The 25,378-nt window shown below is 47.5% G+C and carries 23 protein-coding genes; 22 read left to right on the plus strand and 1 reads right to left on the minus strand.

All coding sequences use genetic code 11. The features are described from left to right. Positions 1-7 precede the first annotated feature (7 nt). The 10 genes from yidC to ACI7RC_RS15490 all read left to right on the plus strand — a co-directional run bounded on the left by yidC (position 8) and on the right by ACI7RC_RS15490 (position 12,693). Entirely contained in the window at positions 8-784 is a 777-nt protein-coding gene (yidC, locus tag ACI7RC_RS15445; protein ID WP_408109123.1) for a membrane protein insertase YidC, read from the plus strand. Then, the gene (gene jag / locus ACI7RC_RS15450; protein WP_408109124.1) at positions 781-1,404 is read left to right on the plus strand and encodes an RNA-binding cell elongation regulator Jag/EloR; all 624 of its coding nucleotides are present in this window, start codon (positions 781-783) and stop codon (positions 1,402-1,404) included. Before yidC ends, jag begins: the two co-directional genes overlap by 4 nt. A gap of 915 nt (positions 1,405-2,319) precedes the next feature. Next, positions 2,320-3,696 (plus strand): tRNA uridine-5-carboxymethylaminomethyl(34) synthesis GTPase MnmE, encoded by a 1,377-nt coding sequence (mnmE, locus tag ACI7RC_RS15455; protein ID WP_408109125.1) that lies wholly within the window; start codon positions 2,320-2,322, stop codon positions 3,694-3,696. A gap of 11 nt (positions 3,697-3,707) precedes the next feature. Further along, positions 3,708-5,606: a tRNA uridine-5-carboxymethylaminomethyl(34) synthesis enzyme MnmG gene (mnmG, locus tag ACI7RC_RS15460; protein ID WP_408109126.1), complete on the plus strand. Its 1,899-nt coding sequence runs from the start codon at positions 3,708-3,710 to the stop codon at positions 5,604-5,606. Positions 5,607-5,619: 13 nt separating this feature from the next. Continuing rightward, a complete protein-coding gene (gene rsmG, locus ACI7RC_RS15465; RefSeq protein ID WP_408109127.1) occupies positions 5,620-6,336 on the plus strand; it encodes a 16S rRNA (guanine(527)-N(7))-methyltransferase RsmG in 717 nt (238 codons plus the stop codon). A 1,103-nt stretch (positions 6,337-7,439) separates the two neighbouring features. Beyond that, entirely contained in the window at positions 7,440-8,288 is an 849-nt protein-coding gene (gene noc / locus ACI7RC_RS15470; protein ID WP_408109128.1) for a nucleoid occlusion protein, read from the plus strand. A 767-nt stretch (positions 8,289-9,055) separates the two neighbouring features. Beyond that, positions 9,056-9,814, plus strand: coding sequence for a ParA family protein (locus tag ACI7RC_RS15475; RefSeq protein WP_408109129.1), 759 nt, complete (start codon positions 9,056-9,058; stop codon positions 9,812-9,814). Next, a complete protein-coding gene (locus ACI7RC_RS15480; protein ID WP_408109130.1) occupies positions 9,811-10,650 on the plus strand; it encodes a ParB/RepB/Spo0J family partition protein in 840 nt (279 codons plus the stop codon). The genes ACI7RC_RS15475 and ACI7RC_RS15480 overlap by 4 nt, the downstream gene beginning before the upstream one ends. A 24-nt stretch (positions 10,651-10,674) precedes the next feature. Next, the gene (locus ACI7RC_RS15485) at positions 10,675-11,841 is read left to right on the plus strand and encodes an aminotransferase class V-fold PLP-dependent enzyme (RefSeq protein WP_408109131.1); all 1,167 of its coding nucleotides are present in this window, start codon (positions 10,675-10,677) and stop codon (positions 11,839-11,841) included. Between the two features lie 141 nt (positions 11,842-11,982). After that, complete coding sequence (locus ACI7RC_RS15490; protein WP_408109132.1) at positions 11,983-12,693, plus strand: DUF554 domain-containing protein; 711 nt, start codon at positions 11,983-11,985, stop codon at positions 12,691-12,693. Here the strand turns inward: ACI7RC_RS15490 and yyaC are convergent. Beyond that, the gene (gene yyaC, locus ACI7RC_RS15495) at positions 12,683-13,309 is read right to left on the minus strand and encodes a spore protease YyaC (protein ID WP_408109133.1); all 627 of its coding nucleotides are present in this window, start codon (positions 13,307-13,309) and stop codon (positions 12,683-12,685) included. The two genes, ACI7RC_RS15490 and yyaC, sit on opposite strands and share 11 nt — an antisense overlap. Before the next feature lie 249 nt (positions 13,310-13,558). On the opposite strand from yyaC, the gene ACI7RC_RS15500 reads away from it, so the two are divergent. From ACI7RC_RS15500 to ychF, 12 genes are all read left to right on the plus strand, one after another. Beyond that, the gene (locus tag ACI7RC_RS15500; RefSeq protein WP_408109134.1) at positions 13,559-14,437 is read left to right on the plus strand and encodes a mechanosensitive ion channel family protein; all 879 of its coding nucleotides are present in this window, start codon (positions 13,559-13,561) and stop codon (positions 14,435-14,437) included. A 16-nt stretch (positions 14,438-14,453) separates the two neighbouring features. After that, positions 14,454-14,669, plus strand: a complete 216-nt coding sequence (locus ACI7RC_RS15505) for a DUF951 domain-containing protein (protein WP_408109135.1) — start codon at positions 14,454-14,456, stop codon at positions 14,667-14,669. A gap of 409 nt (positions 14,670-15,078) precedes the next feature. Next, on the plus strand, positions 15,079-16,956 hold the full coding sequence (gene pepF / locus ACI7RC_RS15510; RefSeq protein ID WP_408109136.1) for an oligoendopeptidase F: 1,878 nt from the start codon (positions 15,079-15,081) through the stop codon (positions 16,954-16,956). Between the two features lie 151 nt (positions 16,957-17,107). Beyond that, entirely contained in the window at positions 17,108-17,806 is a 699-nt protein-coding gene (locus tag ACI7RC_RS15515; protein WP_408109137.1) for a M15 family metallopeptidase, read from the plus strand. Positions 17,807-17,884: 78 nt separating this feature from the next. Continuing rightward, positions 17,885-19,495 carry an ABC transporter substrate-binding protein gene (locus ACI7RC_RS15520; RefSeq protein ID WP_408109138.1) on the plus strand — a complete coding sequence of 537 codons (1,611 nt, stop codon included), beginning with the start codon at positions 17,885-17,887 and terminating at the stop codon, positions 19,493-19,495. A 24-nt stretch (positions 19,496-19,519) separates the two neighbouring features. Next, positions 19,520-20,524, plus strand: coding sequence for an ABC transporter permease (locus tag ACI7RC_RS15525; RefSeq protein WP_408109139.1), 1,005 nt, complete (start codon positions 19,520-19,522; stop codon positions 20,522-20,524). Between the two features lie 12 nt (positions 20,525-20,536). Then, positions 20,537-21,421, plus strand: coding sequence for an ABC transporter permease subunit (locus tag ACI7RC_RS15530; protein ID WP_408109140.1), 885 nt, complete (start codon positions 20,537-20,539; stop codon positions 21,419-21,421). A 16-nt stretch (positions 21,422-21,437) separates the two neighbouring features. Next, positions 21,438-22,403 (plus strand): ABC transporter ATP-binding protein, encoded by a 966-nt coding sequence (locus ACI7RC_RS15535; protein ID WP_408109141.1) that lies wholly within the window; start codon positions 21,438-21,440, stop codon positions 22,401-22,403. Between the two features lie 8 nt (positions 22,404-22,411). After that, positions 22,412-23,209 carry an ATP-binding cassette domain-containing protein gene (locus tag ACI7RC_RS15540; RefSeq protein WP_408109142.1) on the plus strand — a complete coding sequence of 266 codons (798 nt, stop codon included), beginning with the start codon at positions 22,412-22,414 and terminating at the stop codon, positions 23,207-23,209. Next, a complete protein-coding gene (locus ACI7RC_RS15545) occupies positions 23,202-23,732 on the plus strand; it encodes a cupin domain-containing protein (RefSeq protein WP_408109143.1) in 531 nt (176 codons plus the stop codon). Before ACI7RC_RS15540 ends, ACI7RC_RS15545 begins: the two co-directional genes overlap by 8 nt. Before the next feature lie 72 nt (positions 23,733-23,804). After that, positions 23,805-24,002, plus strand: a complete 198-nt coding sequence (locus tag ACI7RC_RS15550; RefSeq protein ID WP_408109144.1) for a Spo0E family sporulation regulatory protein-aspartic acid phosphatase — start codon at positions 23,805-23,807, stop codon at positions 24,000-24,002. Between the two features lie 167 nt (positions 24,003-24,169). Next, entirely contained in the window at positions 24,170-25,270 is a 1,101-nt protein-coding gene (gene ychF / locus ACI7RC_RS15555) for a redox-regulated ATPase YchF (protein WP_408109145.1), read from the plus strand. The last annotated feature ends 108 nt before the right edge of the window (positions 25,271-25,378 follow it).

The following is a 25,378-nucleotide window of genomic DNA, read 5'->3' on the forward strand; positions in this document are numbered from 1 at the left end:
ACATCTTTTGAGAAGGCGTACCCTGACTTTTCTCTTGTTAGGATTAGGGTTAATGCTGATCCTATCAGGCTGTACCAGTGTAACAAACGCTCCTCCCGTCGGACCGGATTCCACTTCGTTTTGGGACAAGTACCTCGTCTGGCCGTTGTCTTGGTTAATCAAGGAGTCTGCTTCCTTGCTCGGAAGTTACGGGTTAGGCATTCTGGTGGCTACCGTCATTATCCGGCTCATTATTCTGCCGCTTATGATCAAGCAGATTAAAAGCTCGAAAAAAATGCAGGAGCTGCAGCCGGAACTGCAAAAAATTCGCGAGAAGCATAAGAACGATCCGCAGAAGGCACAGCAGGAGACCGTCTTACTGTTTCAGAAGAACAACGTCAATCCGCTTGCCGGCTGCTTGCCTTTGCTCGTACAAATGCCGATTCTGATCGCCTTTTATCATGCGATTATTCGGACACCGGAAATTTTTAAAAGCACGTTTATCGGCATTCAGCTGGGGTTGCATCCCAATGAAATAGGTTGGTACGGCTACATTCTTCCCGTATTGGCTGCATTTACAACGTATCTGCAGCAGAAAATGATGGGTGCCGTTACGCCGAGCAATCCGCAAATGCAAATGTTTATGATCATGATGCCGCTGATGATTTTGGCGATCGGGGTAACACTGCCTGCAGCTCTTTCACTCTACTGGCTATACGGGAATCTCTTTACAATTGTGCAAACGTATTTCCTTTACAGGAATAAAGATACGCAGTTGAGACCTAAGGAGGGGACCGCCAAGTGAAAAAGGTGGTGGCCGCGGCGAAAACAATTGATGATGCTGTTGAGAAAGCGATACAGGAACTTGGCGTTTCTCGCGATCGCGTCTCAGTTCGGGTTTTAGAAGAACCTAGCAAAGGGCTTTTTGGATTCATCGGCTCTCGGGAAGCAAAGGTGGAGGTTGAATTTGTCTTTGACCCTGTCGAAGAGGGACGCCGTTTTCTGGCAGATGTGATTCAGAAGATGAATGTAAAAGCAAATATCGTGGTTGGTTCGCATGAGGAAGGCGTACTGTTTGACATCCAAGGGGAGAACCTGGGGATGTTGATTGGCCGCCGCGGACAAACCTTGGATGCCATACAGTATCTAGTTAACGTCGTAGCTAACCGTCACGCCGACAAGCATGTCCGGATTATCCTGGACGTAGAAAATTATCGCTTGCGGCGCAAGGAAACACTTGAGCAGCTGGCCGATCGCCTGGCAAAAAAAGCAGTCCAGTCCAAGCGAAATGTCCGATTGGAGCCAATGGTCGCTTCCGAACGAAAAATTATCCACGCCTTCTTGCAAAAGCGGATAGATGTCACTACGTATAGTGAAGGGGAGGAACCACGCCGGTATATCGTGGTTGCACCCAAAGAAGCCTAAGCAGGGCTTCTTTTTTTTGCTTTTTTTGGCGGCCGGAAGCGTAAATGCGGTTTTCAGATTCTATGCTGTGGATAGGTTTTGCAGGTAAGGAATCCGAACATACTGTGGATAACAGCAGGGGGAGAATCTTGAAGGTGCAGGAAGCTGTTCTCTTCGCTGTTATTTGTGAGATAACTGTGATATCCTAATTATTTAGGAAGTGCAGCGGGAAGTGGTTTTTCTTACAGGAAAAGAAAGGATTCCTTCCTGAGTAAGCATCCTTATCCTGCATGAAAAACTTCCTCTAAAGAAGGACTTGACTCCTTCTTCGAGAGGTCTTCAATTGATGTTTTTCTTACAGGATAAGAAGAATTCCTTCCTGAGTACGCAGCCTTATTCTGCATGAAAAACTTCCTCTAAAGAAGGACTTGACTCCTTCTTCGAGAGGTCTTCAATTGATGTTTTTCTTACAGGATAAGAAGAATTCCTTCCTGAGTAAGCATCCTTATTCTGCATGAAAAACTTCCTCTAAAGAAGGACTTGACTCCTTCTTCGAGAGGTCTTCAATTGATGTTTTTCTTACAGGATAAGAAGAATTCCTTCCTGAGTACGCAGCCTTATTCTGCATGAAAAACTTCCTCTAAAGAAGGACTTGACTCCTTCTTCGAGAGGTCGTCAATTGATGTTTTTCTTACAGGATAAGAAGAATTCCTTCCTGAGTACGCAGCCTTATTCTGCATGAAAAACTTCCTCTAAAGAAGGACTTGACTCCTTCTTCGAGAGGTCTTCAATTGATGTTTTTCTTACAGGATAAGAAGAATTTCTTCCTGAGTAAACATCCTTATCCTGCATGAAAAACTTCCTCTAAAGAAGGACTTGACTACTTCTTCGAGAGGTCTTCAATTGATGTTTTTCTTACTTTTGAGGTGAAAAAGAGTGGAGATGGATACCATCGCAGCCATTGCTACGCCAATGGGGGAAGGCAGTATTGCTGTCATCCGCGTCAGCGGTTCGCAATCCCTAGAGATTGTGGACAAAATATATAGAGGAAAACATAAGTTATCCACTGTGGATACGCACACGATCCATTATGGCAAGATCATTGATCCGGAAACCGATGATGTTATCGAAGAAGTTTTGGTATCGGTGATGAAGGCACCGAAGACCTTTACTCGAGAGGATGTAGTCGAGGTGAGCTGCCATGGCGGCCTGATGTCGGTTCAACGGGTATTGGAGCTGATATTGAATGCCGGAGCTCGTTTGGCTGAACCCGGTGAGTTTACCAAACGGGCGTTTCTCAACGGCCGGATTGATCTGGCTCAAGCAGAGGCCGTTATGGATTTTATCCGCTCAAAGACAGATCGGGCGATGAAGGTAGCATTTTCACAAGTGGAAGGAAAGCTCTCGAGACTGATCCGGGCGCTCAGGCAGCATTTGCTGGAGGCGATGGCTCATATCGAAGTGACCCTGGATTATCCGGAACACGATGTAGAAGCGGTGACACACAACTTCCTGCTCGGCAAATGCAAGGAAGTGCAGTCAGAGATTCAACGTTTATTGCAAACAGCAAAACAGGGGAAGATTCTCCGCGAGGGATTGTCTACCGCGATCGTAGGTAAGCCCAACGTCGGAAAATCATCGTTGTTGAACAGCCTGGTGCAGGAGGAAAAGGCGATTGTAACAGACGTTGCGGGTACAACCCGGGATGTGATAGAGGAGTATGTCAACGTACGCGGGGTTCCGCTCCATTTAATCGATACAGCCGGGATACGAGAGACGGAAGATATTGTCGAAAAGATCGGTGTAGAAAAATCACGGCGTATTTTACAGCAAGCTGATCTCGTACTGCTCGTGTTAAATCACAACGAGCCGCTGACTTCGGAAGATTACGCTATTTTTGAAGCAGTGCAGGGCTTGAACGTCATCGTTATCGTTAATAAAACAGATTTGCCGCAGCACCTGGATCTGGATGAGGTAAAGAAACATTTCCCGCAGCAGCCGCAGGTGATGACATCCGCCAAACAAGAGACGGGTATCGATCAACTGGAGGAAGCGATTGCCCATATATTCTTCACCGGTCGCGCGGGGCAGGAAGACCTTACCTATGTCAGCAATGCCCGCCATATTCATTTACTTCGGCAAGCAGGGCAAACGGTGCAGGACGCGATTAGGGGAATCGAAGAACAGGTGCCGATCGATATGGTTCAGATTGACATCAAGCGCGCATGGGAGCTGCTTGGCGAAGTCGTTGGGGAAAGTGCTGGAGAGGATTTGCTCGATCAGATATTCTCCCAGTTTTGTCTGGGGAAATAGGAGGAAACAACATGAGTGTTACGTATGAAGCTGGAGAGTACGATGTCATCGTCATCGGCGCCGGACATGCTGGTTGTGAGGCAGCGTTAGCGGCGGCGAGAATGGGGTGCAGTACGCTGCTTTTAACCATTAACCTGGACGCAGTGGCATTTATGCCTTGCAACCCCTCCATTGGCGGACCGGCAAAAGGACATGTTGTTCGGGAAATCGACGCCTTGGGCGGTGAAATGGCCAAAAACATCGATAAAACCCATATTCAAATGCGGATGCTGAACACGGGGAAAGGGCCGGCTGTACATGCTCTGCGGGCTCAGGCTGACAAGATCCTATATCAGCAAGAGATGAAGAAGACTATAGAAAATACCCCTAACTTGATCCTGCGGCAAGCGATGGTTGATGAACTGATTGTAAATGACGGAGTATGTGAAGGAGTCGTGACTCAGACAGGAGCACGCTATAAGGCGAAGGCGGTTGTGTTGACTACCGGGACCTATCTGCGGGGAAAAATCATCCTCGGCGATTTGCAGTACGAAAGCGGTCCAAACAACATGCGCCCGTCCATCCGTCTGGCGCAGAACTTAAAGGAATTAGGCTTTGACATCGTCCGGTTTAAAACAGGTACACCGCCAAGGGTACTGAAGGGGAGCATAGATTTCGACAAAATGGAGATTCAGCCAGGGGATGAGGAGCCGCGAGCTTTTTCATACGAAACGACTGAATTTATCAAAGATCAACTCCCGTGCTGGTTGACTTATACCAGCGGCGAAACACATGGGATCATCAACGACAACTTGCACCGCGCACCGATGTTCTCCGGGATAATCGAAGGGGCGGGACCTAGGTATTGCCCTTCCATAGAGGATAAAGTGGTCCGTTTTAATGACAAACCGCGTCACCAGGTGTTCCTGGAGCCAGAGGGACGTCATACGGAAGAGATGTACGTGCAAGGAATGTCTACCAGCCTTCCGGAAGATGTGCAGCTCTCCATGCTGCGAACACTGGCAGGGATGGAAAAGGTAGAGATGATGCGTCCAGGATATGCGATTGAATACGACGCCATCCTGCCGACACAGCTTTGGCCGACCTTGGAGACCAAACGGATTCCTGGTTTATTTACCGCTGGACAAATCAATGGAACATCCGGTTATGAGGAAGCAGCCGCTCAAGGGTTAATGGCCGGGATCAATGCGGCCCGCAAAATCCAGGAGAAGGATCCTGTTATTCTCAGTCGGGATATCGCCTACATTGGGGTTCTCATTGATGACCTGGTGACAAAGGGAGTAAATGAGCCTTATCGTTTGCTCACTTCCCGGGCGGAATATCGCCTGCTATTGCGTCATGATAATGCCGACCTCCGGCTGACGGATATCGGTTACGAGATTGGTTTGATTAGTGAAAAACGCTACGCGGCTTTTGTACAGAAGCGCGAGATGATCGAACAGGAGAAGCAGCGTATTTTTAACACGCGCGTACGTCCTGACAACGAAAAAGTTCAGGCAGTTTTAAGACAAATCGGTTCACCGGAACTGACAGAAGTGATGGATTTGGCTCAGCTTCTGCGAAGACCAGAGGTACTTTATATCCACATCGCACAAATGGTCCCGCATGAGCCTGTACCTGCAGATGTTGCAGAACAGGTAGAAATTCAAATAAAATACGACGGTTACATCCGAAAATCGCTGCAACAAGTGGAAAGAATGAAAAAGGTTGAAGAGAAGCGGATTCCCGAGGAAATTAATTTTCATGACATTAAGGGTATGTCAAAAGAAGCTCGGGAAAATATGAGCAAGGTACACCCGCTAAACATCGGTCAGGCTTCACGGATCCCAGGTGTAAATCCGGCTGACATTTCCGTCCTGATGATCTATCTGGAGCACTATAATCGGGTACCTGTTAAAACAGCTGAGTAAAGAGGGGGCAGGCATGGGAAAGGAACAATTTGCAGAACGCCTGTCGGAAAACGGGATCGTGTTAACGGCTGAACAATTGGCTCAATTCGACTTGTACTACCGCTTGTTGGTCGAGTGGAATGAAAAGATGAATCTTACCGCCATTACGGAGGAAAACGAGGTGTATACCAAGCATTTTTTTGATTCGGTATCGGCAGCCTTTTCCTTTCCGTTTGCAGAAATAAACACAGTGGTTGATATTGGCGCTGGGGCTGGATTTCCCAGTATCCCATTAAAAATTTGCTTTCCTCATTTGCAGGTGACGATCATTGACTCCTTGCAGAAGAGAATTACGTTTTTGGAAAACCTCTCTCGGGAATTAGGACTTGCAGATGTACAGCCACGTCACGGAAGAGCAGAAGATTTGGGACAGGACAAAGCCTTTCGTGAGTCGTACGACGCAGCAACAGCTCGTGCCGTTGCCAAGCTCAACGTACTAGCCGAATTCTGCTTGCCTTTTGTGAAGGTAGGCGGGCACTTTATCGCTATGAAAGGCCCGGATATTTCCTTTGAGCTTCAAGAGGCTAAAAAATCGATAAAGGCTTTAGGGGGAAAAACCAAAAAAGTGGAGACTTTGCAATTACCTGATGAAGCGGGCGAGCGTAACATCATTGTAATCGACAAGATTGATCCCACACCGAAAACGTACCCGCGAAAAGCAGGAACGCCAGTAAAAAAACCAATTTTGTAGTTAAGATTACTGCGAGGCTGTTCCGAATGGAGCAGTCCTTCTATTTGACTGCATCAATAAGTATGAAATTCCGTGAACCTGCTGCCTGATACAGCAAGAAAAGCATCCGCTAGGAAAGAACTGGACAACTTTTTTGATGAGGCTTCAATTATAGTTTTTCTTACTTTTGTTTCACGTGAAACATCGAAGCAGGTGTGAACAATCTTCCTGTAAAAGCAGGATTTGCCCGTCAGAGTGAAGAATATTTAAGATTATCACATTAAAAAATAGGATATTTCGGATCAAATGTTCATAAAATATCGGCTGTTTTACGTGGGGAAGATACCCCGACAACTTTTGGTTAAAATCGTTTACCTTGCGAAGAATGCCTACGTAACGGTGACTTCTGTAAGTAACGGGGTTAGTTCATGCATTTCGTCGGGGGCTTAAGCTGATAGGTATTTGAAGCCTCTTAAATACCATTGCCTAATGGATATGAGGCTCACATCTTATCCAGGCCAGTTGAATTTAGATGCTGTACGAAAAGTTATGAAATGAATTGGGACGCGAAAAGAGCGTCTTCAGCTGGCTGGAGAAGTAGTAGTGACAGTAAGGAACCAGTAGGAAGGCTAATTGATTCAGTATTTCATTTCATTTTGAGATCGGAATCTTTCTGCTGAAGGATAGAGGACTTACATATATGATCGCGTCGGTAAAAAGCGGGTAGTTAATTTAGGTGAGCGGTCTGTAAATTGACAAGGCGCTTTGCTTCTACTGTGTCTTGTCGGAGAGAGTAACTTTTCATAAGGCTATCATGACAAAGCTAATAATTATTAGAGCGAAGTGTTGGTTACCGAATAGGCAGGAAAAACAGCCGGCTTGATTTGACTAATATGGTGGCCTTCTCTTTGTTTAAAATGCTTACTTAAAAGAGGCTGAACATCTACGAACAGGTGCAAATCGAAAAGGCTTCAATAGAAGCTTTCTTACAGGAAAAGAGGGAAGACATCCAGAACCGGCGTCCTTATCCTGCAAGAAAAGCAACCTCTAAAGAGGGGTCAACATCATCGAAAAGGCTTCAAATTGAAGCTTTTCTTATAAGGTATAAAAGTGGGGGATTCGGCATGGCAGTAAAGGATCAGTTTTCACGGTTGTTCGGATTTTCGGACAAGACGGAGAACGAGGAGATACGTCAGATACCGGTTGACGAGATCGTCCCGAACCCGTATCAGCCCCGAACGGTTTTTGACGATGACAAAATTGACGAGTTGTGCCAAACCATCCGTACTCATGGGCTTATCCAGCCAATCGTTGTTCGTATTCGAGATGAACGTTTTGAATTAATTGCCGGAGAACGAAGACTCCGAGCATCAAAAAAGTTGGGCATGGAACGTATTCCTGCAATCGTCAAAGAATTTAATGATGCCCAAACAGCTTCTATCGCTTTAATTGAAAATCTGCAGCGGGAAGGTCTTACAGCTATTGAAGAAGCAGTTGCCTATCAAAAACTAATCGATATTCACAATTTGACACAGGAAAGCTTGGCACAACGACTGGGCAAAGGGCAATCGACGATAGCCAATAAATTAAGGCTGCTGCATTTACCCCAAGAGATTCAAGATGCGCTCTTGTCAAGGAAAATTACGGAACGTCACGCACGTGCACTCATACCTTTAAAAGATTCCGAATTACAGGTAAAGACGCTTCATGAAATCCTCGACCGGGATTGGAACGTAAAACAGACAGAGGCTCGTGTCAAGCAGCTGTTAGAAGCAGCCGTGGAACCGCAGATGGAAAAAGAGAAAAAACCAAAGTGGAAGGCTTTTTCTCGCGATACTAGAATTGCCATCAATACGGTTCGACAGTCGATTAACATGGTGCTTGAAACGGGATTATCTGTGGAGACAGATGAAGAAGATCACGAAGAGTTTTATCAATTTACAATACGTATTCCCAAAAAGCGGGAGCAATAATTTCTTTTTATTGTGATCGTTTCTTTATACCAGCGGCGCCGATAGCCGCTTTCTTTTTGTCCATAGGTAAAGAGTACAGTTGCTTTATTAGGCAGTTACTTCAATGGATGTTAATTTGAAAAGGTCAAATCAAAATGTCCTCAGCCTTCATTATGAGGACATTTTGGGTTCAGTGTTTAAACATTCAAGAAGTGTTTCCGCGTATCGGTCGGCAAAGGGAGGCATTCATCTGACAGATTCGGATCACCTTTGCAAAAATATCAGCTATCTTCCCATTTTTCGATCTCTTTTAGCTTAAACGTCAATCACAACTAATCCCTAAGACCGTGTAGAAGCACCCCTAAAAAGCAGCTTTAATGATATGTAAATTGGGATTAAAAGAAATTTTTTTCATACCGCTATGATTTGGTATTCTGAAAGAGACTTCTACCAATTTCAATCTACTTTTTTAAAATTAATTGGGGTAAGATGAAAGTAGCGTGAGAGGAAACCAGAGATTGAATGGAGGGTGAGCAGAACGAGTTTGCGAATGGATCCGGTGTGTTGCTTTGTTGTTCAGAACCAACTTAATCGTTATAAACAACACTGAAATGTTCCAATTAGATTCCGAAGGGGCTGCAGTCGGTTCTACGATAAGAAAGACGCATTTTAAGACACAACAAAAGCAGTGGGGTTTATTGTGATACGAAAAATTAACTGAGTTTCATTCTGATCAAATCCTACGAATAGCCCTCGAGGATAACAGGATTGTAAAATGGGGTGAGATGTTGGGAAAGGTAATTACGGTGGCCAATCAAAAAGGTGGGGTAGGCAAGACTACAACAGCCGTTAACTTGAGTGCATGCTTGGCCGCTTTGGGTAAACAGGTACTGATAGTTGATATCGATCCGCAAGGTAATGCAACAAGTGGACTGGGCATCAATAAAGCAGATGTCAGGTATTGTATTTACGATGTGTTAATTAATGATATTAGCCCGATAGATGCAACGTTACCTACAGAGATCGAAGGATTGCAAATCATACCAGCAACCATTCAATTAGCGGGTGCTGAAATTGAGTTGGTTCCTACGATTTCTCGTGAAGTCCGATTAAAAAGGGCCTTAGAAGTTGTAAAAGACAAATACGATTTTGTGATAATCGATTGCCCGCCTTCATTGGGGATTCTCACAGTTAATTCTCTAACAGCTTCAGATTCGGTATTGATACCTATTCAATGTGAATATTATGCTTTGGAGGGGCTAAGTCAATTGTTAAATACAATTCGTCTCGTCCAAAAGCACTTGAATAATCAACTGGCTATAGAAGGTGTCCTATTGACCATGTTGGATGCGAGAACCAATTTGGGAATTCAAGTTATCGAAGAGGTGAAAAAGTACTTTCAGGACAAGGTATACCGGACCATTATTCCCCGTAATGTCCGTTTAAGTGAAGCACCTTCTCACGGACAAGCTATTATTAGTTACGATCCACGTTCTAGAGGAGCCGAAGTATACACTGACCTCGCGAAGGAAGTGGTCGGAATATGAATAAACGTTTGGGTAAAGGGTTAGATGCTTTATTCAGCGACAATCATGTGGAAGAAAGCGAACAAATTAAAGAAGTAGCGGTTAATCAAATTCGTCCGAATCCGTATCAGCCACGTAAGGAATTTGATCCTCATACGTTAAAAGAATTGACGGAATCAATCAAAGAACACGGCATTATCCAACCGCTTGTTGTTCGCAAAAGTATTAAAGGATTTGAATTAGTTGCCGGGGAGCGGCGGCTGAGGGCAGCAAAGGATGCCGGACTAAAAAAGGTTCCGGTGGTTGAGAAGGTTTATACTGATTTGCAACTAATGGAAATTGCTTTGATAGAAAATCTTCAGCGTGATAACCTCAATCCGCTGGAGGAAGCGGAAGCATACCAAAAGTTAATTGAGCATTGTTCATTAACTCAAGAGGCTCTAGCACAAAAGGTAGGGAAGAGCCGACCTCATGTCGCAAACATTTTACGTCTGCTGCAACTCCCAGATGGAATCAGAGCGTTGGTATCCTCATCCGCCCTTTCGATGGGTCATGCTCGTGCTTTATTGTCCGTTGAAAATGAAAAGCTGCAATTGCAGTTAGCAAACGAAGTGGTTAAAAACGACCTGAGCGTTCGGCAATTGGAAGGGCTTGTTAAACAACTTAGTGTTTCACGTGAAACAAAAGTAAAAAAGGTACCGAAAAGAGAGCCGGTTATCGTGCAAATCGAGGAGAGATTGCGGACGAGATTTGGCACATCCGTTCAAATTAAAACAGGAAACAAAAAAGGACGGATTGAAATCGAATTCTATTCAAATGATGATTTGGAACGGATCTTAGAGTTGCTGGATAGGTAAAATAAAGAGGTGGGGGAAAAGAGTATGCCTATCACTTATCTGGATAACGCTGCATCATCCTGGCCAAAACCACCTGAAGTAAAGTTAGCCATGGCCGAGGTAATTGAAGACTATGCTGCTAACCCTGGCAGGGGAGGACATACTTTGGCGATGAAAGCCGGAAAGGTACTGTTCCAAACTCGTGCGCAGCTGTCACGGTTATTTGGGATTTCGAACCCGAATGACCTCTTTTTTTACATGAATGCTACCCAAGCGTTGAATCAGGCCATTAAAGGGTTTCTACAGCCAGGTGATCACGTGGTCACGTCATCAATCGAACACAACTCTGTACGAAGGCCGCTGGAGTATTTACGACGGACAAAAGGGATTCAAATATCCTATGTACAGCCAAGAGAGGATCAATTATTCTACACCGCGGATTTTGTAAAAGAAATTCGCCCAGAAACGAAATTGATTGTTGTCAGCCATGCCTCAAATGTTACTGGCGTCATTTTACCAATAGGGGAGATTGGTTCGGAGGCAGGTCAACGAAACATTTCCTTTTTGGTAGACGCATCGCAAACAGCTGGTGTGGTGCCGATTGATGTAGAAAAGATGGGAATAGATATGCTCGCTTTTCCTGGTCATAAAGGACTGTATGGACCTCAGGGAACAGGCGGTTTGTATGTTCGTAACACGATTGACCTCGAGCCGCTTATCCATGGCGGGACAGGAAGTCAGTCAGAATCAGTGGACCAGCCTACAGCTAGACCAGATCGATATGAAAGCGGTACAGCAAATACAGTAGGATTGGCAGGCTTGTTAGCCGGAGTTACATTTGTTTTGGAAAAAGGAACGGAACATATATTTCAGCATGAATGGAATCTGGCAAAAAGAACACTTGAAGGTCTAAAAGAGATAAATGGAATAGAAATCTATGGCCCGGATATTGACGTAGAGCGGGTGGGAGTCGTGTTATTTAATCTCAAGGGAGTAGACGCTACAGAGGTTTCATTCATACTCGATCAAGAATACGGCATCGCGACCCGATCAGGATTTCACTGCTCTCCGTTAGGCCATCAAGCTATCGGGACGGAAAATAGGGGGGCAGTTCGCGCAAGCTTTGGCTTATTTAATACGGAGGAAGATGCGCTAAAATTAATCTGTGCTATCGAAGAGATATCTGCAGCTTATTTGACTGGGGAAGCATAAGATATGATTTGATAGGACGGAAGGCTGGGTAGCGACAACCTGATCCTGAATGGAAAGCTGTCTGTAAAAGAAGGACTCGATAACACCTTTGAAAGAGCTTCAAGCCGAAGCTTTTTTTCCTAGCAGAGCGGAGGGTATAGCTTGATTTTTATAGGGACTTTAGTAAACGCTGCCGCCATTATTGCAGGTGCTGTCATAGGAAAATTACTTTCTCGAATTCCCGATGGGATACGCAAGACAGTGATGCAGGGGTTGGGATTAGCCGTCGTTTTTTTAGGTTTACAAATGAGTTTCAAGACGCAGAATTTTTTATTGTTAATTATTAGCCTGGTTATTGGCTCGATTTTGGGGGAAATCATACGAATCGAGCATTACCTAAATGTAGCTGGTCAATGGCTGGAAAGCAAAGCAGGAGACCCAAACAAAGGGGGAAGTATTGCCACAGGCTTTGTTAATGCTACGTTAGTCTATTGTATTGGAGCGATGGCAGTACTAGGGGCGATGGACAGCGGCTTGCGAGGCAATCATGACATCCTGTTTACGAAAGCGATGATAGATGGATTTTCATCTGTAATTTTTACTTCAACCATGGGTATAGGCGTTGCTTTCGCTGCCATACCTGTTCTTTTGTACCAGGGAGCAATCGCCATACTGTCTACGCAGATCTACAATTTCATTGGCAGTGATATGTTGAATTCTATACTGGCTGAAGTTACAGCCGTTGGCGGGCTGCTAATCGTAGGAATTGGAATCAACATTTTGGAGTTGAAGAAGATAAATGTGGCGAATATGCTCCCTTCACTGGTTATCGCGGCGGTCAGTGTTCCGATTGCGGATTGGTTTACACACTAGGCATTTCGGTAGAAAAAGAAGGATAGGGACTGGAGGCAGTATTCCCGTGGTGAAGTTGAAGACTGGCAAGATAAAGGCCTGTCGCGATCACTTCTGCCATTTGCATGACGACAAACAGGCGCGTATTTTGGAGGACAAAGTACTCCATAAAGCCGCCTACATTAACAATGCCGGTAATATGAAAGGTTCCGACCGCAGGCAAGTCTTTTTTTACGCCTGCACCTGGCTTTAGCGGACCATCGACAACTTGAATCGAACCAACATTGCTAAATTGGCCAAGACAAGCATCAACAGCTATAATCAATGAATCTTTGTGGATACGAGAAATATGATCGATCTTGTCGGCAAGGTTGACGGCATGGACCGGATCTTCTAACGTACCGTAAATGTGTAAATATTTCGGACAGTATGATTGGAGTTTGGTCCCAACGATTGGTCCGAGGGAATCACCTGTCGATCGATCAGTTCCAATGCATAGAATGACAATTTCTTGATTGAGCGGCTTGCTGAGAAAACGTCGCATAAGGTGATGAGATAACTGCTCACACGCTTTTTCGTCCTTATACTCAATTTTAAAAGCTGGAGCAGAGTGGGGAGAATCATTAAAAAGATTCATGGGAACCTCCACAAAGTAAAGTATTCATAGTATATGACCAAAAATGAAATCTTATACTAGTGCAAATGGAGCAGCGCCAACTAGCGCCATCACTGGTAAATGAGTAAAATAAGGTTATTGAACAGAAGACAGGACGAAATCACCTTGACCACCGCCACGCACATCGGGGGGAGTATGCATCTGGTAAACGGAGCTGTGTCAACAGTTTCCGAACAAGAGAGGGGATTTGGTTGGAAAGGAGAGCAACCTGTGGAACAGGCAAAATGGTTTGAGTCGATGTTTGAGCGCACCTATGATTATTTGGCAAACCCAGAACTTTGGATTAATCTTGCCACACGGTTGATCTTGATCGTTTTGATCGTCATTGTCACAAAAATAGTTACGGTGATCGCGCAAGCAGCGGTTAACAAAATATTTATCAGGCGAGAGAACGGCAAACTGCAGATCGAGCAAAGACGTTTGGATACGCTGCGGGTGTTGACCAGCAATGCTACGAGGTATTTGATTTATTTCCTGGCGATGTTGCTGATTTTGGATCAGTTGGGTATCGATTTGGGTCCGGTGCTCGTCAGTGCAGGAGTATTGGGGCTGGCGGTAGGATTTGGCGCACAGAGCTTGGTAAAAGACATCATTTCCGGTTTTTTTATCATTTTTGAAGATCAATTTGCCGTAGGAGATTACGTCACTGTCAATACGTATACGGGAACCGTTCAGGAGATTGGCTTGCGTACGACAAAAATCAAAAACTGGACTGGAGAAGTGCACATTATTACAAACGGCTCGATCCAGGAAGTAACCAATTTTTCATTGCAAAATTCTGTGGCGGTAGTCGATGTATCCGTGACATATGAGGAGAATATCGACGAAGTGGAGCGTGTTCTGGAGGACGTTCTAAAAAAAGTGGCTGCGGAGAACGAAAATGTCGTTCAAGAGCCGCAAATTTTAGGCGTTCAGGATTTAGGCCCTTCAAATGTAGTCATTCGCATCACGGCCGAATGTAAACCGACTACTCAGTACGGAGTAGCCCGTATGATTCGGGCAATGGTAAAAACCGAATTTATTGCCAGAGGGATCAAAATACCATACCCAAAAGTGGCTTATATGGCTTCAGAAAAGGAAAAGATGTAGCAGGGGGGACGTGTTGGTGGAACGAAAACAGTTTGAGTTGGGAGACGTCGTTCAAATGAAGAAACCGCATCCGTGCGGGACGAATGCCTGGAAAATCATCCGAATGGGGATGGACATCCGGATCAAGTGTACAGGATGCCAGCACAGCGTCATGATTCCACGTCTGGAATTTGAGCGGAAAATGAAAAAAGTATTGATTTCTTCAAATCCAGATCCGGAGACATCGCAATAAAATAGATATTACCGGGAGTACACCAATCACATCACAGAAGCAGGCAAATCATTTATTCACATGGGGATGCAGCTATTTGGCGGCATCCCTTTTTTCTGTGGATAGATCAACACAAACAGGGCTGGATATAGACATGTGGATAACAAAACGAAAGGATTATTCACAAGATTCGCCTTCGAACTGTGGATAACTTTATCGGCGAAAAAGCTTGATCTATTCAGCCTTTTCCTGATTTCAGAATCGAACAAAAATGGGCAATCCACAATTTTATCCACAATTCAAATCGTTTGTGGAATCAACAGATGCAGGGCCTTGACGCGGGCGGCAGGCTGAAGCTATTCGCCGTTGGATAATGTTGGTATAAGCTATGCTGGAATGGCGAAATATAGGAAGCGAAGGGAGTGAGAAGATGATCAAAAAAATAATCCTGGCCGTTGTTGCGGCAGTACTGGTTATGACTGTATGTATTCCGTTCGACGCACTCGCCGTTTCCTATGCATCACGGGGAGAAATTCCCGACAGGTACAAATGGAACCTGCGTGATATTTACCCAAACAAAGCAGCGTGGGAACGGGATTTACAAACAGTAGAGCGGGAGGCAAGGCAATTTCAAAGCAAGTACCAAGGGAAGCTGGCAAGTTCGCCGCAGCTCCTGCTGCAGGCGCTGAATGACTACAGCAACCTGATGAGAAAAAATGACAAGGCGTACGTATATGCCAAGTTGGCGTTTGATGTAAATATGGCAAACGATACACTTCAGCAACAATTGGATCAGGCGGAAAAGGTCAACGTTGCCTTGGCAGAGCGTACGTCTTGGCTTGTACCGGAGATCGTAGCCATTCCTGAATCCGAGATGAAAAAAATATTGGGGATGAATGAGTTTGCCCAGTACAAGTTTTTTATCGAGGATCTTTTGCGGACAAAGTCACATACGCTGTCAAAAGAGATGGAACAGTTGCTGGCAAAGTTATCTCCTGTATCTGAAACCTCTGAAAACGTATATGCCATGCTGTCAAAAGACGTGACACTGCCCAAAATAATGGATGAGAATGGCAAAGAAGTTCAATTGAATCCAGCTAATTTCATTCGGTTTATGGAAAGCAAAAACCGGACTGTGCGCAAGGCTGCCTTTCAGGCTTATTACTACACATTAGATCACTTCCGCGATACGTTTGCTCAAACTCTGGTTGGGGAAGTAAAGGCCAATGATTTTTATGCCAATGCCAGGCATTACCCGTCAGCGCTGGAGGCTAGTCTGACGGCCAATAACATTCCGGTAAAGGTGTACGATCAGTTAATCCAAACGGTAAATCGAAATCTTCCGCTGCTTCATCGATATCTCGAGCTGAAGAAGCGGGTATTGGGTGTCAAAGAATTGCATATGTACGACATCTACACGCCGACTGAGGAAAACGAGAATCGCCATATTCCTTATGACCAGGCAAAGGAAATGGTATTGGCTGGTTTAAAACCGTGGGGGGAGGAATACCTCAAGGTACTGGCTGAAGGCTTTCAAAACGGCTGGATCGATGTTTACTCGACGCCTGACAAACGCACCGGGGCCTACCAATGGGGAGCGTACGATACCCATCCTTATGTTCTGCTTAATTATCAAGGAACGCGAAATGATGTTTCGACGATTGCACATGAACTGGGACACGCGATGCAATCCTACTTCACGAATAAAAAACAGCCGTATATTTCATCCGGGTACCCCATTTTTACTGCAGAAGTCGCATCCACGTTAAATGAAACGCTGCTGTTTAAAAGCATGTATGCAAATGCCAAGACGAAGCAGGAAAAAATGAGTCTGCTAAGCCAATACCTCGAACATTTCCGTACAACACTGTTTCGCCAAACGCAATTTGCCGAATTTGAGAAACTGATTCACGAGAAAGAAGCAGCAGGTGAGCCGCTCACAGCCGATTCTCTCAAGTCGCTGTACCTGGAGTTAAACAAAAAGTATTACGGGAATGGGACTGTCTCAGACGCGGAAATCGCCATGGAATGGGCACGTATCCCGCATTTTTACAAGGGATTTTACGTCTATCAATACGCGACCAGCTTTGCTGCCTCAACCGCTTTAGCCAGGCAAATGCTTACCGAGGGAGAACCGGCTGTCCAACGCATTCGTCACTCTTTATTGGAGGCGGGAAATTCGGCAGCGCCGCTGGATGTGCTAAAAGCAGCCGGTGTCGATATGTCAACGTCCAAACCGATCGAGCAGGCGATCCAGGTATTTGCCGAAACACTGGATGAATGGGAGCGGCTGTTAAACGAAAAGTAGGGAAGAGAGGGCAGCTGCCTGTCATTTTGAGGAGGCACTGCTCTCTTGAATTTACTATCAGAATACAGTAAATTAAAAATAATTGAAGTAAACTAAAAATTAACCTTTCAAGTAAGATTGAGGACAAATCTGCAATTGGAGATGACAGATCGTGTTGGATGTAGCCATTCCATTAGAACAGACGACAGATGTGATAGTGACGCCGTCTATCGTCGAATGTGGAGAAAAGATCGTATCAATTTCGCACCTATCGGAAAAAATCAAGGTTTACCCGTACTATTACCATCACGGTTATGAAGGGGCTTTGCCCGATTGTTTCCTCCGCGAGGGGGCAGCAGCATTGCTCTTAAAAGCGGCGGAACAGCTGCCGGCTGGCTACTCTTTTGTCGTCCTTGACGGCTGGAGGTCCTTCAAGCTGCAAACATCCATCTATGAACGTTTTAAGCAAGAATTAATGAAGAAAGGATGGACCGAAGGAATCGAACTGGAAGAAGAATTGACGAAATTCGTCGCTTTGCCTTCGGAAGACCCGATGAGGCCGTCCCCGCATCTGACAGGCGGGGCGGTAGATCTGACGATATCCGGACCGGATGGCTGGATTGAGATGGGGACATCGTTTGACGACTTTACTTCAAAAGCTATGACCCGATTTTACGAAGACGATGCAGATCTCGATGAACAAGGTGAGGCCATTCGAAAAAACCGCCGCTGGCTCTATCATCTGCTGACAGGAGTCGGATTTACCAATTACCACAAAGAGTGGTGGCATTTCGATTACGGAAATCCCCCGTGGGCGAAAAAAAAGCAGCAGACAGCTATTTATCAAGGAATCATAGCGCTCTCTGCTTAAAAATCAATGAGTTGAATAATTCTATTTATTGAAATATATTAAATAATATGAAATATATTTAAAATGGGGGGTTGCATGATGAAAAGAAGATGGTACAGCTTGCTGCTTAGCGTATGCATGGTTTCATCTCTTGTACTGGCAGCTTGCAGCAGTTCCACTACGAGTCAGCCTGCGCCAGAGCAGAGTTCGAATGGACAACCAGCCGAGCAAACGACACAGAAAACGCCAAGCGATACGCTTATGGTGGCGATCAGTGCCGACCAAGGGACGCTTGATCCTGCTGTAACGATGGATAACAGCGCATGGAAAATCACTTATCCCACCTATCAGCGTTTGGTAGAGTACGACGGTGCAACAACGGTGGTTAAGCCAGGATTAGCCAAGGATTGGAAGGTTAGCGACGACGGCTTGACTTGGACCTTCCACTTGCAAGAGGGGAACAAGTTTGCCGATGGGACAGAAGTAACAGCAGAGGCAGTGAAGTTTACCTTTGAGCGCACGCTGAAAATCAAGAACGGGCCGGCTGAGACATACAGCGTCATCAAGGAAGTCAAAGTGGAGGATCCCCACACGGTCACCTTTATCCTCTCCGAAAACTTCCCGCCGTTTCTCTCCACCCTGGCCGCCAACTACGGAGGCATCGTCAATCCGAAAGTGATGGAAAAGGAGCAGGGCGGCGATCTGGGACAAGCATTCCTGGCTGCCAATACGATGGGAAGCGGGCCGTATCAACTGGATGAATGGAAGAAAGGGGAGTACATCAAATTGACTGTCAATCCCAACTCATCCGTGCAGCCTGCGATCAAAACGGTCTACTTCAAAATTATTCCCGATCCTACGGCACAACGGCTTGAATTGGAAAAGGGTGACGTCGACATCGCGGAAGGAATCCCGGTAGAGCAGCTGAAAGCGTTGAAAGATTCTGGTAATATCGACGTTCTGCAAGAGCCGAGCCTGTTCGTCGACTACGTGTACATCAATTCATCCAAAGGCAATCCCGCCCTGAAAGATCCAAAGGTTCGCCAGGCGCTCAACTACGCTGTTGATTACGAGGCGTTGACCCAAGCTGTGCAAGAGGGCTACGCAACACAAATGCAAGGGCCGATTCCGAAGGGTCTTTGGGGACACGATGAAACAGCCTTCCAATACAAACATGACGTCGACAAGGCGAAATCCCTGCTCAGCGAGGCGGGAGCAGCTAATCTGACGCTAAACCTGCTTTACTCTGACAACAAGCCGTGGTGGGAGACAGAGGCGCTGACCCTGCAAGCCTTCATGGCGGACATCGGCGTCAAGCTTAACTTGCAAAAGGTAGCGTATGCGACCATGCGCGAGATGATCGACAAGGGCGAGTTCGATCTGTGTCTGGGGGTCTGGAGTCCGGACTTTGGCGATCCCTACATGTTTATGAACTACTGGTTTGACTCGAATAACTTCGGATTGGCCGGCAACCGCGCTTTCTATAAAAACGACCAGGTGGATCAAACGATCCGCAAGGCAACCTCGATTAACGATCAAGCGGAGCGCACCAAACTGTACCAGGAAGCGCAAAAGATCGTCATCGATGAGGCGCCGTACATCTACCTGTACCAGAAAGACTTCCTGCTGCCCGTGAGCAAAAATGTAAAAGGCTTTGTCTACAACCCGATGCTGGAGGGAATTTACAACCTGGCTGAGATGTCGAAATAAGACCGATAGAGGAGTGTTTCCCTCATGAAGCAAATCATCGCCAAACGCCTTTCGCTGCTCGTGTTTGTTCTATTTGGGGTAACGCTGTTGACGTTTTTCATGTCCCATGTTATTCCCGGCGATCCGGCGCGAATGATGGTCGGCCAACGGGCCGATGAGGAAACACTGCAAGAAGTTCGCCGTCAATTGGGCCTGGACCAACCGGTCTGGGTCCAATATTTCACCTATATCAAAGGGCTTTTTGCAGGTGACTTTGGCAATTCCATTCGCACACAACAACCTGTCATCGATGATCTGGTTGCCTTTTTCCCCGCAACGCTGGAACTGGCTTTGTCTGCCTTCGTGATCGCCTTGGCGATCGGGATACCTATCGGGGTGTTGGCTGCAGTGAAAAAAGACACCGTGGTGGATCACGGTGGCCGGCTGTTCTCCATTGCCGGGGTATCAACACCCGTTTTTTGGAGCGGCTTGATTGGCATCCTGATCTTTTACAAGCTGCTTGGCTGGCTGCCGTCGGGCGGCCGGATCGATTTGCAAATTCCTCCGCCGACGAGAATCACCGGGCTTTACCTGCTCGACAGCTTGCTTACCGGGAACTGGGCTGCTTTTAAAAACAGCTTGTGGCACCTGATCCTGCCGGCATTCGTCCTCTCCTTCGCCCAACTAGCGATCGTCACAAGACAGGTGAGAGCGAGCATGCTGGAAGTATTGGGGCAAGAGTACATTCGCACCGCGATGGCCAACGGAATCAGCGGGTCGGTATTGCTGTTCCGTTACGCGCTGCGGAATGCACTGATCCCGACCATTACGGTCGTCGGGCTTTCATTTGGCGCGCTGCTCGGCGGGGCGATCGTTACGGAGACGATATTCGGCTGGCCGGGAATGGGAAAATACGTGGTGGATTCAATCGCTTACCTCGATTTTCCCTCCATCATGGGCTTCACATTCGTGATTGCCCTCGGGTATGTGCTCATCAACCTGCTGGTCGACCTGACCTATTACATCCTGGATCCGCAGATTAAGGAATAGGGGGAGAAGCACATGTCGATACAAACACAAGCGCAAACGCAAACGGATATCATGACCAAGCGAACCGTCAACCCCCTATGGTATAAGTTTCGGAAAAATCCACTGACCATTTTTGGTCTCTGCATCCTGCTTTTTTTCCTATTAGTATCTGTGTTGGCTCCGTTGATTACCAGTTACGACCCGACGAAGATCAACATCACAGAGCGCTTCTCACCGCCAACGGCCAAGCACTGGTTTGGAACCGATGAAGTCGGAAGGGACATTTTTGCCCGCATTATCTACGGTGCTCGGCTTTCCCTCGGCGTCGGGGTTGCCGTCGTCTTGTCGGCAGGCTTGATCGGCAGTGTCGTCGGAGCGGTTTCCGGGTATTTCGGCGGAAAAATCGATCAAGTGATCATGCGGTTGATGGATATCATTCTCGCATTTCCTTCGCTGGTGCTGGCGATGGCGCTGGCTGCCACATTAGGTCCCAATTTGCAAAATGCGATGATTGCCATCGCGATCGTAAAGATTCCGGTCTATGTCCGGCTGGCCCGGGCGGAGACGCTGGCATTGCGCGAGAAGCTGTACGTCAAGGCGGCGCTTACCTTCGGCATCCGGCCGTGGCGAATCATTGCCCGGCACATCATCCCCAATGCGATCTCACCGGTTGTCATCCAGGTCACATTGGATATCGGCGATGCCGTATTACTAGTCGCGACATTGGGCTTTCTCGGCTTGGGCGCCCAGCCGCCGACACCGGAGTGGGGAGCGATGATCAGCATCGGGTGGAAGTATTTGATTGACTACTGGTGGTATCCGACTTTTCCCGGCTTTGCCCTGTTCCTGGCGTCGTGCGGATTCAACCTCATCGGCGACGGCATCCGGGATATCCTCGACCCGAAAGCCAACCGATAACAGGAGGAAAACCGCTATGCTGCTTGAGATACGTGACGTGACAGTAGAATTTTCTTCGATGCAAGACAAGATAACAGCGCTCAATCACATCTCCTTTTCGATTGACAAGGGGGAAATCGTCGGCGTTGTCGGAGAATCCGGCTCCGGTAAGTCGGTGACAGCCCTGACGATTCTGGGATTGCTTGACAAAAATGCGAAAGTGGCCAGTGGACAGATTTTGTACAGAGGCGAAAATATCCTCACATTTGATAAAAAACGGCGGCAGGCCCTGCGCGGTAAGCAGATCGGCATGGTTTTTCAAGAGCCGATGACTGCTTTGCACCCGACGATGAGGGTAGGAGATCAACTGGCCGAGGTAATCAGCCGCCATCGCCGTCTTTCCAAAAAAGCGGCGTATCAATTGGCCATCGCCAGCCTGGATGAAGTGCATATTCGGAACCCTGAGCTGGTCGCGAAGAAGTATCCGTTTGAACTGAGCGGGGGGATGCGCCAGCGGGTCGTGATCGCTCTGGCGATGGCCGCGCCTCCCGATTTGCTGATCGCCGACGAACCGACGACTGCCCTTGACGTGACGATTCAGCATGAAATCTTGAAATTGATGAGGGAACTGTCGGAAAAGCGCGGCACATCCATCATGATGATCACCCACGACCTGGGAGTGGTCGCCCAGCTTTGCCGGCGAATTGTTGTCATGTACGCCGGGGAAGTAGTAGAGACAGGAGAAACGGCCCACGTACTCAATAGCCCGTCCCATCCTTATACACGGGCTTTAATCGGCGCACTTCCCGATCTGGCCGATCCCGCCGAACCGCTGCAGGCAATTCCCGGTGAGGTTCCCAACCTTCGCGCTCGTCCCCAGGGCTGTGTATTCGCATCCCGCTGTTCGTCGGCCATACCGCTCTGCCGGCAGGAACCTCCCGTATTGGAGCCGGTGGGCGAGGGACAGGCAAATTCCCATAAAGCAGCTTGCTGGGTAAGGTGATAAATAGGATGAAACCATTGATTGAACTGGATGTCGTGAGCAAAGTCTATGGTACCGGGAAGCAGCAGTATCAGGCTGCGGACCAAGTCAGCTTTTCCATCTTCCAAGGGGAGACATTCGGGCTGATCGGCGAATCCGGTTCCGGCAAAAGCACGTTGGGCAAGATGATTATGGGCCTGGAGGCGCCGAGCGGCGGAGAGATTCGGTATCAGGGGAAACCCCTGTGGGTCAAGGGACGCTACCAGCGTCAAAACCCCGGTGAAACGCAAATCGTCTTTCAGGATCCCCAGTCGTCGCTTGATCCGCGGATGACGGTCAAGCAGATTATCACAGAACCGCTGCAGGCGCTGCCCGGCGTGGAGCGAAGAGAAAAAGGCAGCCCTGACCGGCTTCTTGCGTTGATCAAAAGAGTTGGATTAAAAGAGGAGCATCTGTCGCGGTATCCACACGAATTCAGCGGCGGGCAGCGCCAGCGTATTGCGATAGCCCGCTCCCTGATTACTGATCCGCAGTTTGTCGTTCTCGATGAACCAACATCGGCACTAGATGTTTCCGTGCAGGCACAAGTTCTCAACCTGTTAAAAGAATTAAAGCGGGAGCGAAACCTGACCTATTTGTTTATTTCTCACAATATGTCAGTCATTCGCTACATGTGTGACCGCATGGCCGTCATGTTAAAAGGGAACATCGTCGAACAGGGATCGACCGGGAAGATCTTCCATCATCCGACCCACGCCTACACGCAGACGCTGATCTCTTCATTGCCCAGCCTCGATCTCGGAAGGAAGGTCAATACACATGTTTAACGGCAGCGAACTAAGAGAAATTCGAAAACAAAGGCAGCTAACCCTGCAAAATCTGGCCGACAAGACCGGTCTGAGCGCCAGCTTGTTGTCGCAAATCGAGCGAAGTCTCGTCGATCCGACGATCGGCACCTTTTGGAAAATCTGTGCAGCTCTGGACGTGCCGATCAACCATTTTTTCCGTTTGTCTGATGAACACGACCCGGTCATTCGCAAAGAGCAGAGAAAAGTGATCCAACTTCGCAACACAAATGTGAAATATCACGTTTTAACCCCCATCCAACAAGGGAAGATAGAATTTGTGTTGGTAGAAATCGAGCCAGGTGAGAGCGTCGTTTCAGAATTGGTCAGCCATTCTGGCGAAGAGTGCGGATTTGTGCTGCAAGGGGAGCTGCGGGTGTTACTGTCTGATCGGGAATACCATCTGTACGAAGGTGACAGCGTCGGTTTTCCCAGCACTTCACCACACCGATACATCAATCCGGGTAATGTGGTTTCCCTCTCCATCTGGGCGCGCGCAACATGACCTAAGGTTTTTTGCAGCTTCCGGTGATACACGTGGCTTTTCTCGGAAAAAATGGTGCGGGAAGGGATCAAGGTGGAGTTTCAACAAGCAAAACAATTGCTGAAAATTGAAGAATTGCGGTATGCTTTAAACTCCTTGGCCAGAGAAAAAGGTTTGACATCACCGGAGATATTGGAGACAAGCAAAAAGCTGGATCACTTGCTGAATGAGTACTATCGGCTATGTGAGTCGGCGGGACGGTTCGGCGGGATGTTTCAAGACCGTTCATGACGAAAAGCATCAAGGTGTTTTTTACAGAAAAACAGTGTTGGCGAGGTGGCTTCTTCTGCCGTGAAAAGGCGAAGGAGCCATCTTTTTCATCCCGGTATTTTTCTTGCAATCATCTCTAACAATCGGTATCATCCAAAATAGCGAGAGAATGAGGAGTGAGAAATCATATGGGTTCCAGTGTAGGAATCGTCGGGCTGCCCAATGTCGGCAAGTCCACCCTGTTTAATGCTATCACCCAAGCTGGGGCTGAATCGGCAAACTATCCATTTTGTACGATAGATCCCAACGTCGGCATAGTAGAGGTTCCCGACCCGCGGTTGACCAAATTGACGGAGATTGTGGTCCCGAACAAGGTCGTTCCGACAGCTTTTGAGTTTGTCGATATAGCCGGTTTGGTGAAGGGGGCGAGCAAAGGCGAGGGGCTCGGCAATCAGTTTTTGTCCCATATCCGCGAAGTGGATGCCATCGCACAAGTGGTCCGCTGCTTTGAAGATGAGAATATCACACACGTCGCCGGCAAGGTTGATCCGCTGAGCGACATCGAGACGATCAACCTGGAGCTCGTCTTTGCCGATCTCGATTCGGTTGATCGCCGGATCGAACGGATCGCCCGCAAGGTAAAAGCCGGCGACAAGGAAGCGAAGCAGGAACTGGACGTCCTGGAAAAGCTAAAGGCCGCTTTTGAGGAAGGCCAAGCAGCACGCGGCGTAGATCTGGATGAGGACGAGCGGAAGCTGGTCAGGGATCTGCACCTCTTGACGATCAAACCAATGCTTTACGTGTGCAACGTTGCCGAAGACGGCATTTTGACTGCAGACGACAACCCGCACGTGCAAGCGGTACGGCAGCACGCAGCGGCAGAAGGGGCTGAGGTGGTCGTCATCAGCGCCAAGGTGGAAGCGGAGATTGCCGAGCTGGAAGGCGAAGACAAGCAGATGTTCCTGGAAGAACTAGGGCTTAAGGAATCCGGTTTGGATCGGTTGATCCGCGCCGCCTACGGTCTGCTTGGATTGATTACGTACTTTACCGCAGGGGTACAAGAAGTTCGCGCCTGGACAATCCGCCGCGGAATGAAGGCGCCGCAGGCAGCCGGGGTGATCCACACCGATTTTGAGCGGGGCTTTATCCGGGCGGAAGTCGTGGCCTACGACGACCTGGTCGAGGCGGGCTCAGTCAATGCTGCCCGTGAAAAAGGAAAGTATCGCCTGGAAGGCAAAGAGTACGTCGTCCAGGATGGAGATGTCATGCATTTCCGGTTTAATGTTTAGGTGCTGGCCTTGCTTGGCGTATAGTGGTTTGTTATAATAACAAAATGCGAGTATTTCATTGGGTGCATGCAGATGCGGTTCAATAGCACTCGCTCCTTGCCCTTACAG

The organism is Brevibacillus sp. B_LB10_24, assembly GCF_046036945.1.
Classification (GTDB): domain Bacteria; phylum Bacillota; class Bacilli; order Brevibacillales; family Brevibacillaceae; genus Brevibacillus_C.